This is a genomic window from Ensifer meliloti (assembly GCF_030064585.1).
Taxonomy (GTDB): Bacteria; Pseudomonadota; Alphaproteobacteria; order Rhizobiales; family Rhizobiaceae; genus Sinorhizobium; species Sinorhizobium meliloti.
In genome coordinates this window covers 527,080-552,163 of record NZ_CP120364.1, presented here as the reverse complement: position 1 = coordinate 552,163, position 25,084 = coordinate 527,080, and the positions used below count along the sequence as shown (strand labels likewise).

Genomic DNA, 25,084 nt, shown 5'->3' with positions numbered 1-25,084 from the left:
GTTCCCCCGGCACCCGTTCGGGGGAGAGGAACAAATGCCGGCCCGTTGCGTTGCATCAAAGCTGCCGGGCAAGGCGGTAGAGGGCGCGACTGAATGAACCTGACTTTTTCCGAACTCGATTTCATGAAACCTGAACTCGGTGCAGAATACACCGGCCAGGGGACGCATTTTGCGGTCTTCTCGGCGCATGCGGAGAAGATCGAGCTCTGCCTGTTTTCCGAGGATGGGCGCGAGGAAACGGCGCGCATGCCGCTGCCGAAGCGCGAGGGCGATATCTGGTCCGGTTACATCGAGGGTATCGGTCCCGGCACCCTCTATGGCTACCGCGCCCACGGACCTTACGACCCGCACAATGGTCACCGCTTCAATCCGAACAAGCTGCTGCTCGATCCCTACGCCAAGCTGGTCGCGGGTGAGCTCATCTGGGACGATGCCCTCTTCGGCTATACGATCGGCAGCCCTGAGGGCGACCTTTCCTTTGACGAGCGCGACAGCGCCCCCTTCATGGTGAAGGGCGTCGTTCAGGACCCGACTTTCGACTGGGCGGGCGAAGAAGCGATCCGCCGCCCCTGGACTGAAACGATCATCTACGAGGCGCATGTCCGCGGCATGACCATGACGCATCCCGGCGTGCCGGACGAGCTGCGTGGCACGTTTCTCGGCATGGCGAGCGATCCGATCATCGAGCACTTGACGAAGCTCGGCGTTTCGGCGATCGAATTGATGCCGGTGCAGTATTTCCTCGACGACCGCTACCTGGTGGAGCGGAACCTCAGAAATTATTGGGGGTATCAGACGCTCGGATTCTTCGCTCCCCACGAGCGCTATCTCAAGGGCGACCGCTTTACCGAATTCAAGACGATGGTGAAGCGGTTTCATTCCGCCGGCATCGAAGTTCTGATGGATGTCGTCTACAACCATACGGCCGAGGGTTCGGAACGCGGCCCGACCTTGAGCTTCCGCGGGCTCGACAATTTCAGCTATTACCGCCAGTCGCCGGACAAGCCGCGCCACACCTACGACACGACGGGCACCGGCAACACGCTCAATGTTGCCCATCCCCTGGTGCTGCGCATGGTCTTCGACAGCCTGCGTTACTGGGTGGGCGTGATGCATATCGACGGCTTCCGCTTCGATCTCGCAAGCACGCTCGGCCGCGAATACATGGAGTTCGATCGCGAAGGCGGCTTTTTCGACGCGATCCGGCAGGATCCGATTCTGGCGGGTGTGAAGCTGATCGCCGAACCCTGGGACGTCGGCGAGGGCGGCTATCAGCTCGGCGGTTTCCCGCCGCCGTTCCGCGAATGGAACGACCGGTTCCGCGACGATGTCCGGCGCTTCTGGAAGGGAGATGGCGGCATGGTTCCGGTGCTTGCCGAGCGCATTCTCGGCTCGCCGGTTCAGTTCAGGCATTCGGACCGTGCCGCGACCTCGTCGATCAACCTGGTGAGCGCCCATGACGGCTTCACCCTGACAGACACGGTCTCGTACGGCGAAAAACACAACGAGGCGAACGGCGAGGAGAACCGGGACGGGCACTCCGACAATCATTCCGACAACATGGGCGCCGAAGGCCCAACCGACAACGGAGAGATCATCGAGGCCCGCAAGCGACGGCGGGCGGCCATGCTCGCCACCCTGATGATCAGCCAGGGCGTGCCGATGGTGCTCGGCGGCGACGAGCTGGGAAACAGCCAGCAGGGCAACAACAACGCCTATTGCCAGGATAACGAGATCGGCTGGCTCGATTGGAGCGGTGCGGACGATGGCTTCGTGGATTTCTGCCGCAAGCTCCTCGCCTTCCGCAAGGAACACCCTGTCCTGCGGCAGGAACGGTTCCTCGACGGAGAGCCCGAGGAGAATGGACGGGTCGAAATCGCCTGGTACAAGGCGGATGGCAGCCCGATGGACGAGGACGCCTGGCACGACGCTGAGCTCCGCCTGATCTGCGCCTATATCTGCCGCGTCGGGCAGGGCGAAGCTCCGCCGGCCGGCGAGATCGTCCTCGTGCTCAATGCCGGCGGTGATTGCGAGATAGCCCTGCCCCACGGAAATGGAAGCAGGCGCTGGCTACGCGTGCTCGACACGGCAGCCGACGAACCGTTCGGCATGCGCGCCAGCGCGGATCGCAACACTATCCCGGCGCAGAGCGTCGTCGCCTTCGTGCCGCAGGAGGGAGGCAATGGCTAGAGCAACGTCGGTCGACGTGCTCGAATGTCCGCCTTGCGTGATCGCGGATGGTCCGCGGAACCTGGCGGCGGCCGGTCACGTGCCCGAGGAAACCGGGCTCGTCTATGTCAGCGACAGCGAACCGGGCATCCGGCGGCAAAGGCGTGGCAAGGGGTTTGTCTACCGAATGCCGGACGGCTCGATCGTTACCGATCCGTCGATCAGGAGCCGCATAGCGGCGCTGGGCCTGCCGCCTGCCTATGAAGACGTCTGGATCTGCCTCGAAGAACGGGGGCATCTGCAGGCCACGGGCTACGATGCACGCGGACGAAAACAGTACCGCTACCACAGGGAGTGGCAGGCTCTCAGGAGCGCCGATAAATTCGCGCAACTGGTGGAATTCGGCAAGGCATTGCCCAAGATACGCCGCACCATACGGCGCCACATGCAGGGCGACGTGGAAAACATGCAAACCGTGCTCGCTGCGCTCGTGGCCTTGCTGGACGAGGCCCATCTGCGCACCGGCAACCAGGCTTACGTGCAGGCCAATGGGAGCTACGGTGCCACCACGCTGCTGAAGCGGCATCTCAGGCTGGGCGATGGCTTCATAGAGCTGAAATTCATCGGCAAGGGCGGCAAGCGCGTCCAGCGCCTGCTCCGTCGCCCCAAATTGCAGCAGTTGCTGGAAGAGATCGCGGATCTGCCGGGCAGACAGCTTTTCGTTTGGAAGGATGAAAATGACGCCCTTCGGCCGGTCGATTCCGGCCGGCTCAACCGGTACCTCACGGACATGGCCGGTGCAGCCGTTTCCGCAAAGACATTCCGGACCTGGGGCGGCACTCTCGCGGCTTTCACGGCCGCCCGGACCTCGATCGAGCAGGGTGAGTGGCCGACGATCAAGCAGATGAGCGAAGCGGCTGCGTCAGTTCTTCACAACACGCCCGCCATCAGCCGGAGCAGCTACATTCATCCGGATGTGCTCGCTCTCGCCGACAAGTCGGCCTCGATCTCGGCACGGCAGCTTCAGGCGCGCGGGCGCTTGGATAGCGAACTGCGTGTGGAGGAACAGCGCTTGCTGAGTTTTCTTCAGCGCTCGGCGCGCTCGAGGGCGCGGCAGGCAAAATCGGTCGCGGAAGAGCGACGAGCTTCCAGCTAAGGCCTGTTGAGATTTATCTCGAGTTATGACGGCTGCTTCAAGATGAATGATGGCGCTCTGATTGCTTTTGTCGGCGCGTAGGGCGGTGCGGACAAGGTTGCCGGGCGCTTCGGCTGAGGAAACGTATCGGAGGACTGAAATTCTTCTCTTCCTCATCTCTGTGCTTGTCACAGAGATCCAGCAGCGCCGCGTCTGCGGCGCGGGAAGGGTTCTTTCAGCCCAAGGACTTGGTCTGGCTGCCCTGTGACGAGCACAGGGGAAATCAAACAAGCCGCCGCGGTATCTCAATAGGCCTTAGCTAAGAGCGGGATGAAGAAAAGTGTGCGCGGTTTTCCCCGCGGGCATCCCGCTCTAACCTGATCTAGGCAAAGACGCCGCGCAAGCTTACGCGGCACCCCTCGGCTCGCATGCCCGCAATCGCCTCAGCTAAGATCGGTGAGGTTGGGGGTCTGCTGGACGGTGGCGGCATCCGCCGTCTCTATGCGCAGATTGTTTTGCACATTCGTGACTCCGGAGACGTTTTCGGCACAGTCCTCGGCGCGGCGTTTTGCCCATTTCGAGCTCACCGATCCGTTGAGCTGTACTTCGCCGTTCGTCACGCTCACTTCGATGTTGGAGGCGTCGAGAGCGCCGTCGTCGCTCAGGCGGTCGCTGACATCTTCCTGGATGCGGCCGTCGGTGCGCCTGTAGCCTTTCGGACCCTTGCCGCGGTGCCGGTCCATCTCCCGCCTGCGCTCGGCATCTTCGTCACCGAACCAGGAAGCGACCTCGTCGCTGGCGCGGTCGAGAAAATCGCGGTCGCGACGATAGTCGCGCGTTTCGCCGTAACCTCCATAGCCGCGGTAACGGCCCTCGCTGCGATAGCCGTAACCGGGCCCGTGATAATCCCTGAAATAACGCTCGCGGCCCTTACGATCGTAGTCGTCGTCGCTCCAGCGTTCGCGTTCGCTTTCGCCGCCGCGGTAGTTCCCGGCCGGCCACGACATCGAGCTCTCGTAGTCGACGCCACGCGGCTCGACATCTTCATCGAAGCGGCTGCGCGCCCGACCGCGGCGCTCGGATCCATAGTTGTAAGGGTCGCGTTGGCGCTCGTTCTCCCAGTCGCGGCGGGCCCAATCGCGACGGCCGTAGGGATCGTTTCTGCCATAGTCCGGATGTCTGGGCATGGGCTCTCTCCTGGTTTTTGCTCTTGCTGATGTTGAGTCAAACCCGCGATCGACCCAAAGGGTTCCGCGCTTCGCCCCGTTCCCTGCGCCGGCGGCGGAACAATCCCGCACGGTCGGGATTGTTCCGAAAAGGGGTGTCGCCCCCGCATGCTCAAGGGAGACAAAAATGCCGAACCCGCGTCAGCTGGAGCCAGTACCCGAGCCGCCGCCGCCGGACTTGCCGCCTTGGCATCCGGAGCCGCCGATCGAGGAGCCCGATCCGGACCGCCTTCCGGATGAAATTCCGCTCCCTAATCCGGACGAAAATCCGGAGCCGCCAAAGCACATATGAAGGTCATCGAGGCGCGGGCGGAACAAATGGACGGTCGCGCCGTTTGAAACTCGCCATCAACGAAGTCCAGCGGCGAGGTAAGGGACATGGACGAGCTAAGGGACATGGACAACGAGCGGGAAGAGCTCATCAGGCGCAGAGCCTATGCGATCTGGGAGCAGGAGGGGCGGCCGGACGGGCAGCATCAGCGCCACTGGGAGCAGGCGGCCAGAGAAATGAATGGACCGGAAATGCAAGCACCGGAAATGCAAGGATCGGAAATGCAGGGACCGGAAACGCAGAGAGACGGCTCCGCGCGGGAGAGCGAGGTCCAGGCCAACGGCAGCAGGCGGCGCGAAAAGCAGACCGCGGCGGGGACTGGGGCACCCGCTTCGCCCGAAGGAAATCCGGCGGCTCGCCCGGACGACGGGCGGTGAGCGGCCGTCACGGCGGCTTGAGCATTCGCGGGCCGCCGTTGAAACGTGAAGGAGAAAACAAATGCGTGTATCGGAGATCATGACAAGAGACGTTCATCTTGCAAGCCCCAACGACACCATAACGGAAGTTGCGCGGCAGATGGCGGAAAACGATATCGGCTTCATGCCGGTCGGAGACGATGACCGCCTGATCGGCATGATAACCGACAGAGACATCGTCGTGCGCGGCGTTGCCGATGGTATGGACCCTCAGGCACGGGTCGCCGACATCATGACCACGGACGTGAAATATTGCTTCGACGACGATGAGGTGGACGATGTCGCGCGCAACATGGGCGACATCCAGGTTCGACGGCTGCCCGTTGTGAACCATGACAAGCAGCTGGTCGGGATAGTCTCGCTCGCCGACGCGGCCCGTGAACAACCGCAAATGGCTGGCACTGGCCTGAAGGGCGTGACCGAGCCCGGTGGATCCCACAACCAGTCCAATCGAAGCGGCTGAACGATTTGCCGTTTTGGCACGGGTGGGGGCGTGATGGCGCCCCCGTTCTCATTTCGCACAAGGGAGTCCAACTATGGCGGGGAAACAGGAAAGAATGCCGGTCCGGACTGGTCTCGCTCCCGGCGGTGGTGCGGAGCCCGACGATCACGTCGCTGATGCCGGCGATGCAGGAAGCGGTGTGCCGTATCTCGGCGAGGCGGACCGGGCGCGCCCCGACCCGCCACAGCCGCGGCCGCGCAATTTCAGTGCAGGCGACGGAAAGGTCGCGACGACGCCGGCAGAAGCGGGCATCGAAACGAACGACGCCACTGGCGGCGAATACTGGAATCGGGTGCTCGGCGACAATACGAGCGCCGGCACGCTGCGTTTCCTGGCCGCTGTGGGGCTGTTCGTTCTGATAGGCGCGGCGCTGTTCTGGCTCGTGGGCTGAAGAGCTTAGATCGTTTCACTCAATGGTGAAACGATCTAGTCTTTGACATTGCGCAATTCCGGACAGAAGACCGTCACGCGATCTTCTCGGAGCTGCTCAAAGTGTCGAAGCCGTGCTTATTGCTGCTGCGGCTGCTGCGGCGTCGACGTCTGGAGCTTTTCCTGAACCTTCTGGGCAAGCGCCGGATCACTCTGCGCAGCCTTCAGGATCGTCGTATATTCCTCCACCGACATGTTCGGCGCGGTTTCCACGGCCTTGACCATTTCCTGGCTGGCTTCGTTCTGCAGCTTTGCCTTCGCAGCCTCGTCGGTGGTAGCCCCGATTTTCGTGGAGTACTCCTGCCTTACCTTGTCGACCTGAAGATAGGCCACTGCGAAGGCCTCGATCTTCTGATCGCTGATCGGGGCGCTCGTGCCGCTGGCGTCGGGTTGGGTCTGTGTCGGCTGCGCCTGTTGCGCCTGCGCGATTTCGAGCGCCGAAGCCGGGCTGAGAAGCATTAAGCTGGAGGCTGCAACGGTCAGCGATGCAACGAGTGTATAGCGAGTAATCATGTTCTGTCCTCCATGACGTGCATGACTTGATCGGCAGCAATACCGCCTTGCTCATTCGCTCCGCCGTCGAAACGACGCAAGCTACTCGGGGAGCATGTACGCCTCGGAAGTGCTCGGTGCGGCGACGAGGGGGCATTTTGCTGACCATTAGGCGGCAGCTTTGTGGCTGCCGCGGGGGCCGTGCAGAACAAGATGCAGGGGCTTGGAACGCGACATACGCTGCGGCTAGACATTGGTTGAAACGTGGCGCAAATGCTGTCTCCCACACGACCGGGTACGATCTGCGCCGCTATAAAGGGTCATGCGACATGAAGCACGAAATCATTGAAATCCCCGTGATTTCCGAAGCAATCCGAAGACTGGGCGCGCCGACCTCCGCGTTGACCCGCGTTGGCGGTTTTCTCTACACGTGCGGGATGCCGCCGATCGACCTGAAGACAGGCGAGATCGTCAGGGGGGACATGGCCACCCAGACGCGCGCCTGCATGGACGCGCTCTCATTCACCCTCCGCCATGCTGGCTCCTCGCTCGACAACGTCTTCAAATCGCTCGTCTTTATCACCGATAACGATTTGGCTGCGGAGATGAACGCGGTTTATCGCGCGTATTTTCCTGGCGGCTTTCCGGCCCGCAGTTGCGTGGCGATCAAGCCTTGGACGCATTTCGATATCGAGATCGAATGTATCGCGACCGTGGAATGATGCGATCGTTTCTCACAGGAAATCGCGGCCGCTCCCATAAGCGGACTCAATGTTTGCCATTGAGTCCGGCTATTTGCGTTGCGGGCATCATGCACGCCTAATATGCCCAGAATAAACGCAACAAATGAGGGCGCTATGAAACTGGGCATTTCGAAAATTTCACGCGGTCTTGCCGCCACAGTGATGGCTGGCATTGTCGGCCTTTCCGCTCATTCTGCTGTCATGGCCGAAACGACGATTCGTTTCGGCCATGTGCTTGCCGATATCCATAGCTGGCACAAGGCCTCGACGGACTTCGCCAAGGAGGTCTCGGAGAAGACGGAAGGCCGCGTCAAGATCGAGATCTTCCCCTCCGGCCAACTCGGCACGGAGAAGGAAGTCATCGAGGGCATGCAGATAGGCACCATACAGGGCGGCCTGATCGGCAGCGGCTCCTTCCAGTTCGTCGAGCCGAAGTTCGGGATCATCGAGATGCCCTATGCCTGGACCAGTCGCGAACAGGCCTTCGCCGCGCTCGACGGCAAGCTCGGCACAGCGCTTGCCGATCTGCTTCGGCCGAAAGGCATCGAGGTTCTCGCCTGGTGGGAAAACGGCTTCCGCAACATCACCAATAACAAGCATCCGATCGTCAAGCCGGCCGATCTCGCCGGCCTCAAGATCCGCGTAACGCCGGACAAGGTTCGGCTTGCGACGTTCGAACGTCTCGGCGCGCAGCCGGCGCCGCTGGCCTTCGGCGAGCTATACTCGGCCCTGCAGCAGGGCGTGTTCGACGCGCAGGAAAATCCGCTCTCGATCATCGATGCCTCGTCGTTCTACGAAGTACAGAAATACGTTTCGATGACCGGTCACATCTGGGGGGCCGCATGCCTGACCGTGTCGAGCATGACCTGGGCGCAGGTTTCCCCCGAGGACCAGGCCATCGTGAAGGAAGCGGCCGTCAAGTGGGGCAACGCGCAGCGCCAGATGGTTGCCGATAACGAGGTCGCGCTGATCGAGAAGCTGAAATCGAAAGGCATGCAGTTCAACGAGGTGGACAAGGCTGCTTTCGCCGACGCCCTGAAGCCGATCTGGGAAAGCGAGAAGGACGTCTTCGGTCCCCAGCTGCTTGAAGTCATGGACAGCTATCGCAAGTAATATGATCGTCCTGCCCGCCGGTTGCGGGCGGGACGTTTCCCATCGCCGGATCATGTCCGTCCGTCCACACAGCGAGGCTTCCATGCAAGACGCATCGATACCGCGTCCGCGGATTTCCAATGCCATAGACAACTTAGCCCGCGCGGTGGGCGGCCTGGCCATCGCCACCTTCACCGCCATCATCGTCTACGTCGTCATTTGCCGTTATGCCCTTTCCTTCACACCCCGTTGGTCTGAGGAAATCCCCCGTCTTCTATTGGTTTGGGTGACGTTCATCGGTGCGGTTTCCGCCTTCGTCCGCGACACGCATCTTTGCGCCGGCCTGACGGACCTGCTTGTTGCGCCCGGCCGGTTGCGTTCCTTCTTTGCCGTGCTCGCGCGTCTGGCATCCCTCCTGTTCCTAGTCGTCGTCATCTGGTCCGGATGGAAGATAACGGTGCTGACATGGTCGCATGAAACCACGGTGCTGAGCTGGCCCGCGGGGCTCGTCTATCTCGCGCTGCCGGTCACGGGTGCCATCGCCTTCGTTGCCCTCGTTGCCGCGGAACTGCGCAAATGAGCCTTGCCCTTCTCGTCCTCTTTGCCGTCTTCATTCTCTTGCTCCTGATCGATGCGCCGATCGCGATCGCGCTTGCGCTTTCCTCGGTCGCTTATCTGCTGGTCGGCGATGTCTTGCCGCTGATGGTGGTCGCGCAGCGCATGGTGGCGGGGATCGACAGCTTCACGCTGCTGGCAATCCCGCTTTTCCTGCTCGCCGGCCTGCTCATGGTGCATGGGGGGCTCGCCCCGAGGATCGTCAATCTCTGCGCGGCTGTCGTGGGCCAGCGGACGGGTGGTCTCGCTATCGTGATGATTGCCGCCTGCATGATGTTCGGCTCGCTCTCTGGATCGGGTGTCGCGGACGTGGTGGCGATCGGTTCCATGCTGCTGCCGGCCATGAAGGAGCGCGGCTACCATCCGGGTTTCTCCGCCGCAGGTCTCGGCTGCGCCGGTTCGCTTGGCACGGTCATTCCTCCGTCCATAGTCCTGATCGTCTACGGAACGGCGACCGGAACGTCGATCGGGCAGCTTTTCATCCACTCCATCGGCCCAGGCATCCTGCTCGGTCTCGGGCTGATGGTCGTCGCGTGGTGGATTTCCCGCAAGAACGGTTGGAAGGGCGGAGAACCGTTCAGCTGGACTCGGCTGGGCACCGCCCTGCGCGAATCCGTGCTTGCCCTGCTCGCGCCAGTCATCATCGTCGGCGGCATCCGCTTCGGCATCTTCACGCCGACGGAGGCGGCGGGCATCGGCGTCGCCTATGCGCTGCTCGTCGGGGCCCTCATTTATCGCCAGCTGACGCTCGCCAAGGTCTTCAGCCTCCTGCGCGACACGACGGAAATGACCGGTTCCATCCTCATCGTCATCGCGGCCGCCTCCGTCTTCGGCTGGATCCTGACGGTCGAGCAGGTTCCGCAGCTCGTCGTCAATGCCATCACCGGCGCGACCGAGAGCGCCACAGTCGCACTCATGCTGATGATGGTCGCGGTCCTGGTCCTCGGCACGTTCATGGAATCGATCGCCATCATTCTCATCCTGGCGCCCGTTTTCCTGCCGGTGCTGCGGGTCTTCGAGATCGACCCGGTCTATTTCGGCGTGCTGCTGACCATCAACCTGGCGATCGGCGCCAATACACCGCCACTCGGCATCGACCTGATGGCCGCGTGCCGCACCGGTGGCATACCGATGTCGGCGTCCTTCCGCTACCTGCTGCCGTTCATCGGCGTCATGGCGCTCATCATGTTCCTCCTCGTTCTCTTTCCGGGGCTGATGACACTGATGTCGCTCGGAATGTGAGCCGCTTCGTCCGCAATTGCATTTGAAAGGTGAACCATGTCGTTCGCATCGAACACCCGTGCCAACATCGATCGCTTCTGGTCGACCATCGAGACTTCCGCCGAAATCGGCCAGGGGCGGCCGGGCGGCCTCGCCCGCCTAACGCTGACGGACGATGATCGCAGAATGCGCGACCTCTTCGTCAACTGGTGTCGTGATGCGGGGCTGTGCGTTGAGATCGATGAACTCGGCAACATCTTCGGCCGCCGCGAAGGAAGCGATCCGTCGCTGCCGCCGGTGCTGATCGGCAGCCATCTCGACACCCAGATCAACGGTGGTCGCTTCGATGGGATCGCCGGCGTTCTCTCCGGACTCGAGGTGATCCGTACGCTGAACGACGTCGGTCATGTCACCCGCCGCCCGATCGTGGTCGTCAACTGGACGAATGAAGAGGGAGCGCGTTTCTCGCCGCCCATGGTCGCATCCGGTTGCTTCGTCGGGGCCTATGACGGGGACTGGGTCAAAGAGCTCGTCTCCGACGACGGAGCGCGTTTTGGCGCCGAGCTCGAGCGCATCGGTTACAACGGAAACAAGCCCTGTCGTGCCGGTGAGATCGATGCCTATTACGAATTACATATCGAGCAGGGGCCGATCCTCGACCTCGAGAATCGCGATGTCGGAGTGGTGACGAGCGGATATCCGAGCTACGGGATGCGGGTGCGTTTTTCGGGCAAGACGGCGCATACCGGCCCGACGCCAATGGACCTGCGCCGCAATGCGCTGATCGCGGGCGCACGCTGGCTGACTGCCGTGGACGACATCGGCTGGGATTTTGCCGTCGGCGACGGCAAGGCGACAGGCGCCCGGCTGGCGGCGTGGCCGAACAAACCGGGCATTCTCTCCGACACGGCCCAAGCGATCTGCGACGTTCGCCATCCCGATGCGGCGACGGCGCGGGTCATGGGTGAAAAGATGCGCCGTGCGGTCTTCGAAAGCGCCGCCCGCGCCGGCTGCGACGCGGTCATAGAGGACGAGTGGTTTTGGGGCGGGGACATCTTCGATCACGCGATGGTGGAAGGAATCCGGGCGGAAGCGGTCCGGATGGGCTATGACTGGCGCGACATCCAGTCCCAGGCCGGGCACGATGCCTATTTCCTCGCCCGACATTGCCCGACGGCAATGATCTTCACGCCCTGCAACGGCGGCATCACCCACAACAACGAGGAGGACTGCGACCGCGACGATCTTGCGCCGGGCCTCAATGTCCTGTTGCATGCCGTCGTGGCGCGCGCCGACCGCTGATTGATCGGAGCACTTCCAGGAAAAGTGTATAACGGTTTTTCGTCGGGACGCGCGCTCAGTGCATTTCCGGGTAGAGCGAGCGTAGCTCCTGCACCAGGTCGATGAAATGTTGCTCGGCGCGGGAATAGTCGCCTTCCGGGTGCGTCACCAAAAACACGTCCGCGCCGAGCGGATAACCCTTGATTTCGAGCGGCCAGAGAAGTCCGCTCGCGACTTCGTCGTGAACCGCCGTCAACGGGAGGATTCCGATCCCGAGACCGGCGACGATCATGCGTCTTACTTCCTCGAGATTGGGGCTTTGCCCGCTGATCCGTTCGCCGAGACCGAGGCTTTGGCTGAGGACCGCCATGGGCTCGAGGCCCATGCCTTCGGTGGCGCAGGTAAAGGAAACAAATGACTCCTGCCGCAGTTCCCTCTTCTCCACCTCCTTACGACCGAAAAGGGGATGCTCAGCGCCACAATAGACGCTGAATTCCTCGCGAAACAGCAACTGGCAATTCAGGCTGAAGACGGGGCGCGACAGGAGACATAATCCTATTCCGCATTTCTCCGTCTGGATCCGCTTGACCGTATCCTGGCTGTTCTGGACCTCCATCACCCAGGTTACGGAGGGAAAGCGCTGATGGTAGAGACGCAGCGCTTCGTTTATGAGCGGGGACTCGAGGTTCGAGATGATCTGGATGCGCACCTCGCCGAACTCTTCGGCGGTCCTCTCCTGCGTGAGCTGGCCGATACGCTCGACGGCTCGGAAGATCTCGCCGCATTCCTCGTAGATTTTCTGCCCCCGGGCCGTCAGCTCGAACTTCCGGCTGCCGCGAAGGACGAGCTGACAGGCCAACTGCTCCTCCAGTCGTTGCAGCGCCTGGCTGACCGATGGCTGGCTCATGTTGAGCCGGGCCGCTGCCCGCGTGAGGCTTCGCTCTTCGGCGATCATGAAAAACGACCGCAGGAGATTGAGATTGAGATCTGTCGACATCGTATGGGCCTATCCATTTGCGACTCCACTCACGTGGAGTCGGCACGAGCTGCTGAACCACGATGGCAGCGCAGCCTCCGGGAGAGATAGAGCGGGATGAGGAAAAATGTGCGCGGTTTTCCGCCCGCATCCCGCTCTAACTTCTTGGAATCGATCACGTTCATGCTTTTAGGTCGACTCGACCCAAAAGCATGAACGTGATCTAGAGCACCGACACGTCGAAGCTCAAGAGTGCTTTATGGCCCGTCGCTGCGCGCAGCCTGTTCAGTAGGCCGGTATCAGGCCACCGGTTTGCTTGCGCGGATCGCAAAGCGGTGCTGGCTTCTTCGTGCGAGGCCTTTGAACACATTCCAATTCTTCGCCTGCATCCGATGTATCTCTCCGAGATCGGTATCGACTGTTGTATCGGCGAACCCGGCGGCCCGCAGCAGCCCGACTACGGCCTCGGCGCGCGCCCCTTGCGAGAAGTGGACGCGGGCAAGTATGCTTCGATGCGTTTCCAGCATCTCCCGGGGCTGGGACGGCGCGTCGGGTCTCAGGAGCCCGACACGCTGCCCCCAAGCGTTGAGCGACGAAAAGAACCGTTCGAGCCGGGTCACATTGACGAAATCGCCATCGACGATCAGCACCCTGCCGCCTGGCTTCAGCACGCGAAGCCATTCCCTAAAGGCCGCGGCCGGATCGACGAGCGTCCATACCAGATGCCGGTTGACGACCACGTCATAATGGTCGTCCGGCTCCATGGTATTTTCCGCATCGCCCATGCGGAAGGAAATATCGCGTCCGCGGCTCTTCGCTTTTTGCCGTGCGCGTTCGAGCATCGGTTCGGACCAGTCCATGCCAGCCACCCGGAAGCCGAGGTCGTCGAGAAGGTGCGAGACCACCCCGGTCCCGCTTGCAAGGTCGAGTGCCGAGCGGCCGGCTCCTTCGCCGAGATGGCGCAGGATGAGCCGATGCCAAGCGGCGCGTTCCTCCTCGGAAAAAATCTCGTGGCCGGGAGAGAGATCGAAAGTGGCCGCACGTTCCGACCAATAGGCTTTGATTTCGTCGCGAAGATCATAGTTGGGCCGCGTTGCCACGTCGCTCATTTTCGGTCCCGGTCTCGTCTGTTTGGAAGCGTTCTAAAAGATATATGTTGACCGGTAAAGTCATGAAATATTAGAAGGCATCGAATTTTCATGGAGCAGGGAACGATGAAGTTTTTCAACAAGGTGGCCGCTGCCGCTGCGGGTTTCTGCTTATTCATTTCAAGCGTTGCGCTTGCCGACACCCTCAAGGTGACGGACGTAACCGGTCGCGAGGTCGAGGTCAACGTGCCGGTCGAGCATGTGATCCTTGGAGAGGGGCGCCAGATCTACTTCGTCGGCGCTCTCGACAAGGACGAGCCGTTCAAGCGCGTCGTCGGCTGGCGCGACGACCTCGCCAAGGCCGACCCGGAAACCTACGCCGCCTATCTCGCGAAGTACCCTGACATTGCCAAGCTGCCGACCTTCGGCGGAATGAAGGACGGAACCTTCGACATCGAACAGGCGGTCGCGCTGAAGCCCGACGTCATGCTGATGAATATCGACGCCAAAACGGCGACGGAGGAGGCTGGTTATATCGAGAAGCTCGAGAAGGTCGGTATCCCGCTCGTCTATGTCGATTTCCGCGAAAAGCCGATGGAGAACACCGAGCCGAGCATGCGCCTCATCGGCAAGCTCTTCGGCAAGGAGGAAAAGGCCGAGGAATTCATCAAGTTCCGCGCCGACAGCATCGCCAAGGTGACCGATACCCTCGCCAAGGCCAACCCGAAGAAGCCGCTCGTTTTCATGGAGCGCGCCGGCGGTTATTCGGATGACTGCTGCATGTCCTTCGGTAACGAGAATTTCGGCAGGATGGTCGAGTTCGCAGGCGGCGTGAACATGGCGAAGGACATCATTCCCGGCACCTTCGGCACTGTCAATCCGGAGCAGGTCATCGCATCCAATCCCGACCAGATCATCATTACGGGCGGTAACTGGGAAGGTTACGTGCCCGGCGGGGCCTGGGTCGGCGTCGGCTATGGCGCGGACGAGAAGGAGGCGCAGCGTAAGCTCGAAGGTCTCACCGAGCGTCCGGCTTTCACGGGTGTGAAGGCAGTCAAGGAAGGCAACGTCCATGCCATCTGGCATCAGTTCTACAACAACCCCTATCAGTTCGTGGCCATTCAGCAGATGGCAAAGTGGCTCCACCCGGACCTCTTCGGCGATCTCGATCCCGAGGCGACGTTCAAGGAACTGCACGAGCGTTTCCTGCCGCTGCCGTACAAGAGCGGCTACTTCGTTTCCCTGAATGCAAGCCGGTAAGGCTTCGGATCGGAGGGCGAAAGCCCTCCGATCTCCTGTTCGCGAGGTTCGAATGCGAATACCGAGGAAAGTCCTTCCGGTCGCCTGTCGGCCAGATCATTTGGTCTCGCTCATCGGCGGAGGCGAATGATGGCTGCTGTCGCCGAGGAAATCGCAAGCATCGAAGGGCGCGGACGATACCGCGCCCTCGTCTTTCGCCGGCTCGTCATGCTCTCGGGCCTCGTTGCCGCGCTGTTCGTTTCCGTTGCCGTCGATATGGCGCTCGGCCCTGCAAACTATACGCTTTCCGACGTCCTGACGGCGCTTTTTAATGCCGAGACCGTGAGCGATCAGCTCCGCGTCGTGATCTGGGATATACGCATGCCGATCGCCCTGATGGCGGTGACGGTCGGCGCCTCGCTGTCTCTGGCGGGTGCGCAAATGCAGACGATCCTGGCCAATCCGCTGGCGAGCCCGTTCACGCTCGGCATTTCGGCCGCCGCCGGCTTCGGCGCAGCGCTCGGGCTCGTCGCCGGCGTCGCAGTGTTCCCGGTCGCCGTTCAATATATGGTGCCGGTCAACGCCTTCCTGATGGCGATGGTGGCGGCGCTCTTCATCCATTTCGCCTCCACAATGCGCGGCGTCACCGTCGAGACGATCGTCCTTCTCGGTATCGCGCTCGTCTTCACCTTCAATGCGGCGCTGGCGCTGCTCGAATATCTCGCATCCGAACAGGCGCTGGCGGCGGTCGTGTTCTGGACCATGGGAAGCCTCACCAAGGCAACCTGGCCGAAGGTCTGGGTCACCGGCGCGGTGCTGCTCGTTGCGGTGCCAATCTTTGCAAGGCGCGCCTGGGCGCTGACCGCGCTGCGGCTCGGCGAGGACAAGGCGGCGAGCTTCGGCATCAATGTCCGCCGGCTCAGGCTCGAAACGATGCTGACGGTCAGTCTGCTCGCGGCGATCCCGGTTTCCTTCGTCGGCACGATCGGTTTCATCGGCCTGGTCGGGCCGCATATCGCCCGCATGCTCGTCGGCGAAGACCAGCGCTTCTTCCTGCCGGCCTCGGTGCTTTGCGGCGCACTGCTGCTCTCCGTCACCTCGGTCGTCAGCAAGATGCTCATCCCCGGTGCGGTGCTGCCGATCGGCATCATCACGGCGCTCGTCGGCGTCCCCTTCTTCTTCGTGCTGATCTTCACCAACAGGAAGCGCGCATGGTAAGCCTCGCCCTCAAGGATGTCGGTGCGACCTATGGCCGGCGCGTCGTTCTTTCCGACATCAATACCGGGACATTGAAAGGCGGGCATCTTACCGCCGTCATCGGCCCTAACGCGGCCGGGAAGTCGACGCTGTTCAAGCGGATCGCCGGCCTTGCCGCCGGCCCCGGCCTCGTCCACCTATCCGACACGGCCAAGGGTGCTGAGGCGATCTGCTACATGCCGCAGGACACCGGCGCCAATGCCGTCCTGACCGTCTACGAGTCGGTTCTGCTTTCTGCGAAGCAGGGATCGGGATGGAAGGTGAAGGACGGCGAACTGGCGGAGATCGATCGCGTGCTCGCGGCGCTCAAGATCAACGATCTCGCCTTCCGCGGACTTGGCGAACTATCCGGGGGACAGCGCCAGCTCGTCTCGATCGCACAGGCGCTCGTGCGCAAGCCGGAGGTTCTCCTGATGGACGAGCCGACCTCGGCGCTCGATCTCTTCCGCCAGATCGAGGTGCTCGGCTTCATGAAGCGCCTCGCCGCTCAATCCGGCATGGCGGTACTGATCGCCCTGCACGATCTCAATCATGCGCTGCGCTACTGCGAAGACACGATCGTGATCAGCGGCGGCTCCGTCGTCGCAAGCGGCCCGACGCGCACGGTCGTCACGGCCGACATGCTGAAATCCGTCTACCGCGTCGAGGCGCGGGTCGAAGCCTGCTCCCGCGGCCGGCCCGTCATCATCGTCGACGATTCCATCACCTTCGGGTGAAGCGCCGCCGCTTCGGCTGCGGCCTCAAGCGGAGATGAAGGCGAAGGCGCGATCGCGCTCCGACATCTGCGCCACTTCGAGCGGCCAGGAAATGGCAAGCCGCGGGTCGAGCGGATTGAGCCCGCCTTCCGCGTCGGGCGCGTAGGGCTTGTCGTGCAGGTAGACGAGTTCGCAACTGCCGCTCAGCGTCTGGAAGCCATGGGCAAACCCGCCGGGGATCATCATCGAGCGGGCATTCTCGGCGCTCAGGATTTCACCGTGCCATTGCAGATAGGTGGGTGAATCCGGCCTGATGTCGACGGCGACGTCGAAAACGGCGCCGGCCAGGCACGAGACGAACTTCGCCTCGTCATGGGGCGGCCGCTGGAAGTGCATGCCACGGATCGTGCCCTTCGCTCGCGTCAGGGTGTGGTTGATCTGCGAGATCGTTCCGTCAGTTCCGAAATCGCGCAATTCGTCCCGGCAGAAGAAGCGTGAGAAAAAGCCGCGTTCGTCACCCGTCTGCTTGCGCTCGATGACAGTCAGGCCGGCGAGTGGCGTGGAGAGACGGCTGAACCGCGACATGAGGCCCTCGAGAGAACATTTCAACCGGTGCTTCTTGCACGATCCGGCGTTGACGCGGCAAGCGCTAACTGGAAAAGAGAGACCTCAAACAGCCTTTGACGCCGGGAAATTCCGGCGCCCGGATATCGGAGTCATCATGATCGAGGTGCATCCCTCGGCTAAGATCAGCCCGCTTTGCGATATCGAGGATTCCGTGCGGGGTACACAGATCGTCGTCGGAGAGGCATCGGTCATCGACAGCTTCGTCAAGATCAAACCGGCGGGCGGCACCGGCGATCTCACGATCGGCCGCTTCTGTTATGTCAACAGCGGCTGCGTTTTCTACACCGGCAATGGCATAAGCATCGCCGACAATGTCTTGATCGCGGCCAATTGTACCTTCGCTCCGGTCAATCACGCCTATGGCGACCGGGATCGCCTGATCCGGGAACAGGGCTTCCTGCCGAGCCGCGGCGGCATCGTCGTCGAGGAGGATGTCTGGATCGGGGCGAATTCGGTGATCCTGGACGGCGCCCTGTTGCGCAAGGGCTGTGTCATCGCTGCCGGGTCCATCGTGCGCGGCGAGGTCGAAGCCTACACCGTCTGCGGCGGCAATCCGCTGAGGCGCCTGGGGGTGCGATCGTGATGTTCACGGTATTCGGCGGCTCCGGTTTCATCGGGCGCAATCTCGTCCGCCGATTGCGCAACCGGGGTGCCGAGGTGCGTGTTCCTTCCCGCGCCGCTATGCCTGCGGCCGGCGAGGACCTCGGCCATGTCGTCTATGCCATCGGCCTTACGGCCGATTTCCGCACGCGGCCGTTCGACACGATCGAAGCGCATGTCTCGCTCGCAGCGAAGCTCCTGCGTGAGAATGGGTTTTCGTCCTTTCTCTATCTCTCGTCCACTCGAGTCTATGCTGGCAGCGAAGATACGCGCGAGGAAGCCCGGCTGACGGCCTCGCCTCTCGATCCTTCGGATCTCTACAATCTCTCCAAGTTGACGGGGGAAGCGATCTGCCTCGCCTCGGGCCGCGAGAAGGTGCGGGTCGCCCGCTTGTCGAACGTCGTCGGGCCCGGCGAGGCGAAGTCGGACACGTTCCTGGGCGCGCTGTGCCGTGAGGCAGGCAGCGGCCGTATCCAGCTCCAAACCGCGCTCGATTCGAGCAAGGATTATATCTGGATCGACGATGCCGTGGACCTCCTCTTGCGGATCGCGCAGGAGGGCCGCCATTCCGTCTACAACGTCGCAAGCGGGCGTCAGACGAGCCACGCCGAGTGGTGCGCAGCCATCCAATCCCGGACGAAATGCTCCGTAGCTGTGGACGAAGGTGCGCCGACGATTTCATTCGCACCGATCGCTGTCGACAGGTCGAAGGACGAGTTCGCTTTTGCTGCAGCACCTGTGCTAGAGCGCATCGCAGAAATCCTGGGCGAGGGAGAGCCGGATACCGGTTCCCACCCGCGGCCCTCCACAAGAAGCAGGATCTGACATGGACCCCATCGAACAATTCCGCACCGAGCGGGCGGCCGCGATCGACGGCTATGGCCGTGACGGCGATTTCCAGGCGCTTTCGAACCGGTGGCGCGAGGCTTCTATGGCGAAGCGCTACGTCTATAATTTCGATTGGATGGGGCGCCCGATCATCCAATATCCGCAGGATATCGTGGCGATGCAGGAGTTGATCTGGGCGACACGGCCCGATCTGGTGATCGAGACGGGGATCGCGCATGGCGGCTCGCTGATCATGAGCGCCTCGCTGCTCGCGATGCTCGACATGTGCGACGCGATCGAGGCGGGCGTTTCATTCGACCCCAGCCGGTCCAAGCGCAAGGTCATCGGCATCGACATCGACATCCGCCCCCACAACCGCGCGGCGATCGAGAGCCATCCGTTGGCGAGCCGCATCCAGATGTTTGAGGGATCTTCCATCGATCCGGACATCGTCGCGCAGGTGCGCGAGGCGTCGGCCGGCTACAGCCGCGTCATGGTATGCCTCGATTCCATGCATACCCATGCGCATGTGCTCGCCGAACTCGAAGCCTATGCGCCGTTGGTGACGGCCGGCTGCTATTGCGTGGTCTTCGACACTCTGGTCGAAGACATGCCCGCGGGTTTCTTCGACGACCGCCCCTGGGACGTGGGCGACAATCCGAAGACCGCGGTGCATGAGTATCTGAAGTCGCATCCTGAGTTCGAGATCGACCGGTCGGTTCAGAACAAGTTGATGGTGACCGTTGCGCCGGATGGCTTCCTGAAGAGGCTTTGATCGGTCCGCTTCCCGTTTGAGGGAGATCGCCGCGACTGCAAGTATCTTACCTTCCCAGTGCCGACAGCGTTTCCGCCTGCGCATAGCTCGTGGTCACCACTGGCAGGATGAGTCGGCTTGGGAAAGCCTCTCCCGAGAAGATGCGCTGTTCTGCTCTGATGAAATCGGAGGCTCTCGCCAAGGTCGGCGGGATGCCGGACTGCGGATTGCGGTCGAAGCGTGGAAAGTTCGACGAGGCGATCTGCAGCCGGAGCCGGCATCCCTTGCGGAACAGGCGGCTGATGTGACCGAGGCGCACGGCGATTTCTTGTGGTTCGCCTCCTGCTTGTCTCGAACGGGACCAGCGCAGGATGCCGTCCACAATGCCGGAGCTTCCGCCATCCGCGCCGACTTCGCAGAGCCGTGCCGTCCAGTCACAGCTTGCGGCTGAGGACGATACCCAGAGCCGTGCTCTGACTAGTCCCGTAACCTCCAGATCTTCACCCAGCGGCTGGCCGGTGAAAATCACGACATCGTCGCGCGCTTCGATCGCGGCCTGGTCCACCGGGCCGGAGTTGCGGCCGAGCAAAAGGCCGGGCAGAAAAGTGGCGCCACCGGCAGTGGGAACCGGCTTCAACGGGTCGGAGATGAAGGAAGCGCTCGCCTGTTCGGCAGGCGTGGAGCCGAGCGAAAACCGGCTGCAATCGAGAATGAGCGACACCTCAATGCTGTCCGGAAGGGGCCAGTCGGGCGCGGCGTGCCAGGTGTTGGATCCGGAGCGGAAGTAGCGGACCACGGGGGATGCCGGTTCCCGGTCCTCGAGAGCGCTGTCGAAGAACCTTAGGGTTTCCTCCGGGAGATCGACGGTGGACGCAGCGTAACCCAGCCACTCCCGGCCCTGCCAGTCGGTCGGGTTGCCGTGCGACCAGGGACCGATGATAAGGCGGTCTGGCATGTACTCGCCTCGGGACCAGCGCGATCTCGCCTTCTCGAAGAGCTCGATCGTCCCTTCCACGAAGATGTCGTTCCAGCCGCCGACCACGAGCAGCGCCGCCCGACTTTTCTCAACCCATTCGAGACGGTCGCGGTTGCGCTCGCCGGCGATCGCTTTCGAATCGAGCCAGTCCGCGAGGTATGGTGCAAGCTCGATGATCGCGTCATCGAGGACCGGAAGACGCTCGAAGGCGGCGTGAGGGCTCTCCCGCAACGTCTGCAACAAAGCCCGGGCACGCTCGCGCATGCCTGCCGGCAAGAAAGAGATACGATGCTGCAGATGATCGGGACCAAGCGATTCGATCACCCAAAGCAGTATGAAGGCGAGTTCCACCGCTCCGCCGCGATACATCCAGGTTTCGCCGTGGCGGGCTGTGGTCAGCTGCGGCGCTATCGCCTTCAAACCTTCCGGGTTTTCCGCAAGAGCGAGGATCTGCGTCGCACCGACATAGGAGGCGCCGAACATCGCAACCGAGCCGTTGCAGAACGGCTGCATACGAAGCCAGCCGATGGTATCCGCCCCATCGCTCGCCTCGGTCTGGAAGGGGGTGAAATCGCCTTCCGAGCCGTAACGCCCTCGCGTATCCTGCACGACGACGGCATAGCCCCGTCCTAGAGCCGTCTGGAACTCCAATGCTGAAATGTACTGGGAGCCGAACGGCGTCTCCCGACGATACGGCGTTCGCTGCAGCAGAACGGGGCACGGCTCTTCCGTCGCGGGTAGCCAGATATCCGTCTTCAGCCTCACGCCATCGCTCATCGGGACATCTATATTGTCGAGCAGGCGGATCGTCGATTGCGTGTGCATCATGTTCACCGTCGGCCGACGAGCCGCTGGCGGAGCTGATCGAAAGACACGGCCAGGATCAAAAGTAAGCCCGTGGCGGCCTGCTGCCAGGACGAGTTGACGTTCATCAGCGTCAAGCCGTTGTTGAGAACGCCGACAATCAACAATCCGATCACGGTACCGAGCATGGTGCCGGTCCCGCCCTTCAGCGAGGTACCTCCGAGAATGACTGCCGTGACGACGGCAAGCTCCAATCCGAGACCCGTGGTTCCGGATGTCGAGCCGAGCTGCGAGGCGCTGATGAGACCGCCGAGCCCGATGAAGGCGCCGGAGAGGAGAAAGCCCGCGAATACCACGCCCTTGGTCCTGATGCCGACGAGGCGGGCAGCGTTTTCATTCGCGCCGATCGCATAGATCGAGCGGCCGAAGACGGAGCGTTTGAGCACGATGCCGACCATGATAGCAACGAGCAGGAAGACGAGCGCCGAGAGCGGAATGTTCAGGAAGGGACGCCAGATAGCCCAGTCGAAATTGGCGATCGGGATATTCCTGCCGCCGCCGATGGACTGCGTGAGGCCGCGAAAGATGGCCAGCGTCCCGAGCGTTGTGATGAGCGCGTTGACACCGATCCTCGTCACCAGAAAGCCGTTGATCAGGCCGATTCCGACGCCGACGAGCATCGCAAGCACGCTGGCCGGCAGAACCCCCAGGCTGTCGATGGTCAAGGCCAGCACGAGGGCGACGAAGGCGACGCCGCTACCGACCGACAGATCGAATTGGCCCGCAATCAGAAGCATTGTGCCTCCCGCGGCAAGAACGCCGGTGATCGAAAGCGCGGTGAAGACGTTGACCCAGTTTCCCCAGGTCAGGAAGTAGGGTGAGCTCAGCGAGAAGAAGATGATCTCCGCAACAAGGAATGCGAGCAGGGCGGCCGATTCCGGCGCCCTGCGGATTGCCGCCCTGTTCCGGTTGCGCTCCAGATCGGCCATGGGGAGGGTCTCGGATTGAAGATTGTCAGGCATGGACACCGCCTCCTGCGGCTTCAGTCAGGGCTTCAGTCGAAATGCGCTCGTACGGGATCTCAGCGACCATCCGTCCGCGCACCATGACCAGCGCGCGGCTGGCAACGGCCGTGATGTCCTCGTAATCCGAGGTGGCGACGACGATGGCGTGGCCCTTGGCAGCCAGTCCGGCGAGCACGCGGTAAATTTCCTGGCGGGCGCCGACGTCGACGCCGCGTGTCGGTTCGCTCAGCACGAGGATTTTCGAACCGGCTTCAAGCCACCGGCCTAGCAGAACCTTCTGCTGGTTGCCGCCGGACAGTTCCGTGATCAGTTGTTCGCCGGAAGCGGCGGCCTTGATGTGCAACGAGCGATGCCAGCGGCAATAGGCCTGGCGCAGCTTGCGGCGGTTCACGAAGCCGCGCCTGGCCAGGCGGCCCCAGCTGGGAGCTGAAAGATTTTCCGCAAGCGTCATCGTGCGAAGTAGGCCGTCGGCCGCGCGATCCGCCGATAGATGGCCTATGCCAGCCGCAATCGCGTCCGCCGGGTGCCGGAAGTGCCTCGGCGAGCCTTCCACATACAGTGTTCCTTCGTCGAATGCGCGCGCGCCGACCAGCGAACTCGACAATTCCTGAACGCCCGAGCCGACCTTACCGTAGACGCCCAGGATCTCGCCCGGGCGCAACGCAAAGGAAACGTCTGAGAAGGAAGCAGACCCCAGGCCGGTTGCTTTCAGCACCGGAGGAGCGTCGGTCGATGGCGGTACGGCATGTCGCGCATAAGCGACCGCGCGGCCCACCATCACCTCTATGACCTGGTCCTGAGTGACGTCGCCCGCCGCGCGATCGAGGCAAACGCGGCCGTCGCGCAGGACACACACCCGGTCGGCAAGCGCGAACACTTCGTCGAGCCGGTGGGTGATGTAGAGAATGGCGACGCCGCGTCCCGCAAGACGCCGAATCAACTGGAAGAGCTTGCGTGCCTCCGCGTCCGAGAGGGCCGCGGTCGCCTCGTCGAAAATAATGCATTTCGAGGCGCCTATCGTGGAGCGGGCGATCTCGATGATCTGCCGTTCGCCCAACCGCAGAGAGGCGACCTTCGCCTCCAGTGGAAGTTCGGTGCCAAGCATTTCCAGCGCCTGTCGTGCCAGTTCGCGCATGGACCGGTAATCGACGAGCCCGGCCCGCGTCGGCCATGCACCGAGCAGAATGTTCTCCGCCACCGAGAGCGTCGGCGCATCGGCGATCTCCTGGGCGATCAAACGGATTCCCGCCGCGCGCGCATCTCCCACACCGCGAAAGGAGGCAACGGCGCCGTCCACAGAGATCGTGCCGCCGTCGGGCATGTGGTCTCCGGCCAGGATCCGCACGAATGTGGACTTGCCGGCCCCGTTCTCCCCCAGAAGGGCGGTAATCGTTCCTGCCGGCAGATCGAGGTCCACGCCATGGAGAACCTCGATCTGGCCGAACGATTTCCTGATGCCGCGTACGGCGAGGAAATCCGCCGTCATTTGCAGGCAAACTCCGGATAGACCTTGGAGATGTTCTCCGGCGTGATCAGTTCATGCGGAACGAGAATCTGCTGGTTGATCGTCTCGCCCTTGATGGCCTTCACCAGATTGGGAACGATCAGCTCGGCATACCGCTCCGGGAAATAGGCGGCAGTCGCGATGAAATGCGACGCAGTCCAGATCTGGCAATTGTCGGGGTCAAAGTTCTGGACGCCGAGATACAGGTCCTGGTTGCGACCCTGGGTGCGCGCCGCCGCAAGGGCGGCTATGACGACGTCCTCGTTGATGCCGACCGTGATGACCTTGGTGGCGCCGGGAAGAGCCGTCAACGTGTCAGTGAACTGGCGCTGCGCTGCATCGGCCTGCCCGCCGGCACCGGTGTCGATGATGCGAAGGTTCTGTACCGGCCCGCACACCGCTTCGAATGCCTTGCGGATGCCGCCCATGCGCTGGTCGTTGACGACGCCGACGGCCGTCGATTCCAGCGAGACGAAGGCGTCGTACTCGCAGTTGAAGTTTTTGGCGAAGTGCATACCCAGCTCGTGGCCCACGATCTCGCCGGCATAGGAATTGGCGGCACCGACGAAGGCCGTTTCGCAAGGTTTCTGTTCGATGTCGATGGCGATGACCGGCACCTGCGGGCCCTCGGCGCAGATGTTGGCAGCAGCGGCGGCGTCCGCCTGAAATGTGACGAGGCCGTCGACATTCTGGGTCTTGAACTGGCGGGCGCAGTTGAGTGCCGTCGCTGCGTCGAGCTTGGAGTCGCAGGTGACCAGCTTGAAGCCGGCCGTTTCAGCAGCCTTCTCCATGCCGGCCTGAAGCGCATCGGGGAAAGGGACGCCGAGAATGAGCTGGGTGAATCCGATTGTCAGGCCTTCGGCGCTGCCGGGCTCGATCGCCTGAAACTTGGCGATCTCGGGAGGAAAGGTCGGGGCTGGTGCGTCCAGATTGATCTCCGCCGCGGTCGCCATCGGGCTTGCCAGCCCCATGGTGGCGGCAAAGAACAGGCCGATCAGCCGCCGCGCTCGGATGAAGTTCGTTGATTTTTCTGCAGGCATTTCAGGTCCTCCTCACCTG

The 25,084-nt window shown here is 62.4% G+C and carries 26 protein-coding genes; 17 read left to right on the top strand and 9 right to left on the bottom strand.

Translation table 11 applies throughout. The features are described from left to right. Positions 1 to 93: 93 nt before the first annotated feature. Together glgX and PZL22_RS02450 are read left to right on the top strand one after the other, a co-directional pair. Positions 94 to 2,190, top strand: coding sequence for a glycogen debranching protein GlgX (gene glgX, locus PZL22_RS02455; protein ID WP_003526232.1), 2,097 nt, complete (start codon positions 94 to 96; stop codon positions 2,188 to 2,190). After that, positions 2,183 to 3,325 carry a DNA topoisomerase IB gene (locus PZL22_RS02450; protein WP_127515730.1) on the top strand — a complete coding sequence of 381 codons (1,143 nt, stop codon included), beginning with the start codon at positions 2,183 to 2,185 and terminating at the stop codon, positions 3,323 to 3,325. Before glgX ends, PZL22_RS02450 begins: the two co-directional genes overlap by 8 nt. Before the next feature lie 422 nt (positions 3,326 to 3,747). Here PZL22_RS02450 and PZL22_RS02445 read toward each other — a convergent pair whose 3' ends face one another. After that, entirely contained in the window at positions 3,748 to 4,491 is a 744-nt protein-coding gene (locus PZL22_RS02445; protein WP_284718441.1) for a BON domain-containing protein, read from the bottom strand. Between the two features lie 166 nt (positions 4,492 to 4,657). Between PZL22_RS02445 and PZL22_RS02440 the strand changes: the two genes are divergently transcribed. The 4 genes from PZL22_RS02440 (at position 4,658) to PZL22_RS02425 (ending at position 6,170) form a co-directional block, all read left to right on the top strand. Continuing rightward, positions 4,658 to 4,822 carry a hypothetical protein gene (locus tag PZL22_RS02440; protein ID WP_003526228.1) on the top strand — a complete coding sequence of 55 codons (165 nt, stop codon included), beginning with the start codon at positions 4,658 to 4,660 and terminating at the stop codon, positions 4,820 to 4,822. Positions 4,823 to 4,908: 86 nt separating this feature from the next. Continuing rightward, complete coding sequence (locus tag PZL22_RS02435; protein WP_127515727.1) at positions 4,909 to 5,238, top strand: DUF2934 domain-containing protein; 330 nt, start codon at positions 4,909 to 4,911, stop codon at positions 5,236 to 5,238. A 61-nt stretch (positions 5,239 to 5,299) separates the two neighbouring features. Further along, positions 5,300 to 5,740 carry a CBS domain-containing protein gene (locus PZL22_RS02430; RefSeq protein ID WP_003526225.1) on the top strand — a complete coding sequence of 147 codons (441 nt, stop codon included), beginning with the start codon at positions 5,300 to 5,302 and terminating at the stop codon, positions 5,738 to 5,740. Between the two features lie 73 nt (positions 5,741 to 5,813). Further along, a complete protein-coding gene (locus PZL22_RS02425) occupies positions 5,814 to 6,170 on the top strand; it encodes a hypothetical protein (protein WP_033048287.1) in 357 nt (118 codons plus the stop codon). 116 nt (positions 6,171 to 6,286) lie between these two features. Here PZL22_RS02425 and PZL22_RS02420 read toward each other — a convergent pair whose 3' ends face one another. Continuing rightward, positions 6,287 to 6,721, bottom strand: a complete 435-nt coding sequence (locus tag PZL22_RS02420) for a DUF4168 domain-containing protein (RefSeq protein WP_003526223.1) — start codon at positions 6,719 to 6,721, stop codon at positions 6,287 to 6,289. A 308-nt stretch (positions 6,722 to 7,029) separates the two neighbouring features. Here PZL22_RS02420 and PZL22_RS02415 point away from each other — a divergent pair, with 308 nt between their 5' ends. From PZL22_RS02415 to PZL22_RS02395, 5 genes are all read left to right on the top strand, one after another. Beyond that, positions 7,030 to 7,422, top strand: coding sequence for a RidA family protein (locus PZL22_RS02415; RefSeq protein ID WP_003526222.1), 393 nt, complete (start codon positions 7,030 to 7,032; stop codon positions 7,420 to 7,422). Between the two features lie 135 nt (positions 7,423 to 7,557). Continuing rightward, positions 7,558 to 8,556 (top strand): TRAP transporter substrate-binding protein, encoded by a 999-nt coding sequence (locus PZL22_RS02410; protein ID WP_003526221.1) that lies wholly within the window; start codon positions 7,558 to 7,560, stop codon positions 8,554 to 8,556. Positions 8,557 to 8,638: 82 nt separating this feature from the next. After that, a complete protein-coding gene (locus PZL22_RS02405; protein ID WP_033048304.1) occupies positions 8,639 to 9,115 on the top strand; it encodes a TRAP transporter small permease in 477 nt (158 codons plus the stop codon). Then, positions 9,112 to 10,392, top strand: a complete 1,281-nt coding sequence (locus tag PZL22_RS02400) for a TRAP transporter large permease (protein ID WP_003526219.1) — start codon at positions 9,112 to 9,114, stop codon at positions 10,390 to 10,392. Before PZL22_RS02405 ends, PZL22_RS02400 begins: the two co-directional genes overlap by 4 nt. Positions 10,393 to 10,428: 36 nt before the next feature. Next, complete coding sequence (locus tag PZL22_RS02395; RefSeq protein ID WP_003526218.1) at positions 10,429 to 11,673, top strand: Zn-dependent hydrolase; 1,245 nt, start codon at positions 10,429 to 10,431, stop codon at positions 11,671 to 11,673. A gap of 55 nt (positions 11,674 to 11,728) precedes the next feature. Here PZL22_RS02395 and PZL22_RS02390 read toward each other — a convergent pair whose 3' ends face one another. Together PZL22_RS02390 and PZL22_RS02385 are read right to left on the bottom strand one after the other, a co-directional pair. Further along, entirely contained in the window at positions 11,729 to 12,649 is a 921-nt protein-coding gene (locus PZL22_RS02390) for a LysR family transcriptional regulator (RefSeq protein ID WP_010976084.1), read from the bottom strand. Positions 12,650 to 12,927: 278 nt separating this feature from the next. Continuing rightward, the gene (locus tag PZL22_RS02385) at positions 12,928 to 13,737 is read right to left on the bottom strand and encodes a class I SAM-dependent methyltransferase (RefSeq protein WP_003526215.1); all 810 of its coding nucleotides are present in this window, start codon (positions 13,735 to 13,737) and stop codon (positions 12,928 to 12,930) included. Positions 13,738 to 13,842: 105 nt separating this feature from the next. Here PZL22_RS02385 and PZL22_RS02380 point away from each other — a divergent pair, with 105 nt between their 5' ends. The 3 genes from PZL22_RS02380 to PZL22_RS02370 all read left to right on the top strand — a co-directional run bounded on the left by PZL22_RS02380 (position 13,843) and on the right by PZL22_RS02370 (position 16,928). Beyond that, positions 13,843 to 14,976 carry an ABC transporter substrate-binding protein gene (locus PZL22_RS02380; protein WP_003526214.1) on the top strand — a complete coding sequence of 378 codons (1,134 nt, stop codon included), beginning with the start codon at positions 13,843 to 13,845 and terminating at the stop codon, positions 14,974 to 14,976. 129 nt (positions 14,977 to 15,105) lie between these two features. Beyond that, positions 15,106 to 16,173, top strand: coding sequence for a FecCD family ABC transporter permease (locus PZL22_RS02375; RefSeq protein ID WP_411974186.1), 1,068 nt, complete (start codon positions 15,106 to 15,108; stop codon positions 16,171 to 16,173). Further along, positions 16,167 to 16,928, top strand: a complete 762-nt coding sequence (locus PZL22_RS02370; protein WP_003526212.1) for an ABC transporter ATP-binding protein — start codon at positions 16,167 to 16,169, stop codon at positions 16,926 to 16,928. The genes PZL22_RS02375 and PZL22_RS02370 overlap by 7 nt, the downstream gene beginning before the upstream one ends. Positions 16,929 to 16,952: 24 nt before the next feature. Here PZL22_RS02370 and rfbC read toward each other — a convergent pair whose 3' ends face one another. After that, positions 16,953 to 17,492 carry a dTDP-4-dehydrorhamnose 3,5-epimerase gene (rfbC, locus tag PZL22_RS02365; RefSeq protein ID WP_127515723.1) on the bottom strand — a complete coding sequence of 180 codons (540 nt, stop codon included), beginning with the start codon at positions 17,490 to 17,492 and terminating at the stop codon, positions 16,953 to 16,955. A gap of 136 nt (positions 17,493 to 17,628) precedes the next feature. Here rfbC and PZL22_RS02360 point away from each other — a divergent pair, with 136 nt between their 5' ends. From PZL22_RS02360 to PZL22_RS02350, 3 genes are read left to right on the top strand one after another with little or no spacing between them, the layout of a single operon-like run. Then, positions 17,629 to 18,117: an acyltransferase gene (locus PZL22_RS02360; protein WP_003526209.1), complete on the top strand. Its 489-nt coding sequence runs from the start codon at positions 17,629 to 17,631 to the stop codon at positions 18,115 to 18,117. Beyond that, positions 18,117 to 18,959, top strand: coding sequence for an NAD-dependent epimerase/dehydratase family protein (locus PZL22_RS02355; protein ID WP_003526208.1), 843 nt, complete (start codon positions 18,117 to 18,119; stop codon positions 18,957 to 18,959). Before PZL22_RS02360 ends, PZL22_RS02355 begins: the two co-directional genes overlap by 1 nt. 1 nt (position 18,960) lies before the next feature. Beyond that, a complete protein-coding gene (locus tag PZL22_RS02350) occupies positions 18,961 to 19,737 on the top strand; it encodes a cephalosporin hydroxylase family protein (RefSeq protein ID WP_003526207.1) in 777 nt (258 codons plus the stop codon). Positions 19,738 to 19,783: 46 nt separating this feature from the next. On the opposite strand, the gene PZL22_RS02345 is transcribed toward PZL22_RS02350, so the two are convergent. The 4 genes from PZL22_RS02345 to PZL22_RS02330 are packed head-to-tail and all read right to left on the bottom strand — an operon-like array spanning position 19,784 to position 25,065. Beyond that, positions 19,784 to 21,520 (bottom strand): CocE/NonD family hydrolase, encoded by a 1,737-nt coding sequence (locus PZL22_RS02345; protein WP_003526206.1) that lies wholly within the window; start codon positions 21,518 to 21,520, stop codon positions 19,784 to 19,786. A 2-nt stretch (positions 21,521 to 21,522) separates the two neighbouring features. Beyond that, entirely contained in the window at positions 21,523 to 22,518 is a 996-nt protein-coding gene (locus tag PZL22_RS02340; RefSeq protein WP_010976073.1) for an ABC transporter permease, read from the bottom strand. Then, the gene (locus tag PZL22_RS02335; RefSeq protein ID WP_127515719.1) at positions 22,511 to 24,007 is read right to left on the bottom strand and encodes a sugar ABC transporter ATP-binding protein; all 1,497 of its coding nucleotides are present in this window, start codon (positions 24,005 to 24,007) and stop codon (positions 22,511 to 22,513) included. Before PZL22_RS02335 ends, PZL22_RS02340 begins: the two co-directional genes overlap by 8 nt. Next, positions 24,004 to 25,065 (bottom strand): sugar ABC transporter substrate-binding protein, encoded by a 1,062-nt coding sequence (locus tag PZL22_RS02330; protein ID WP_003526202.1) that lies wholly within the window; start codon positions 25,063 to 25,065, stop codon positions 24,004 to 24,006. The genes PZL22_RS02335 and PZL22_RS02330 overlap by 4 nt, the downstream gene beginning before the upstream one ends. Positions 25,066 to 25,084 lie beyond the last annotated feature (19 nt).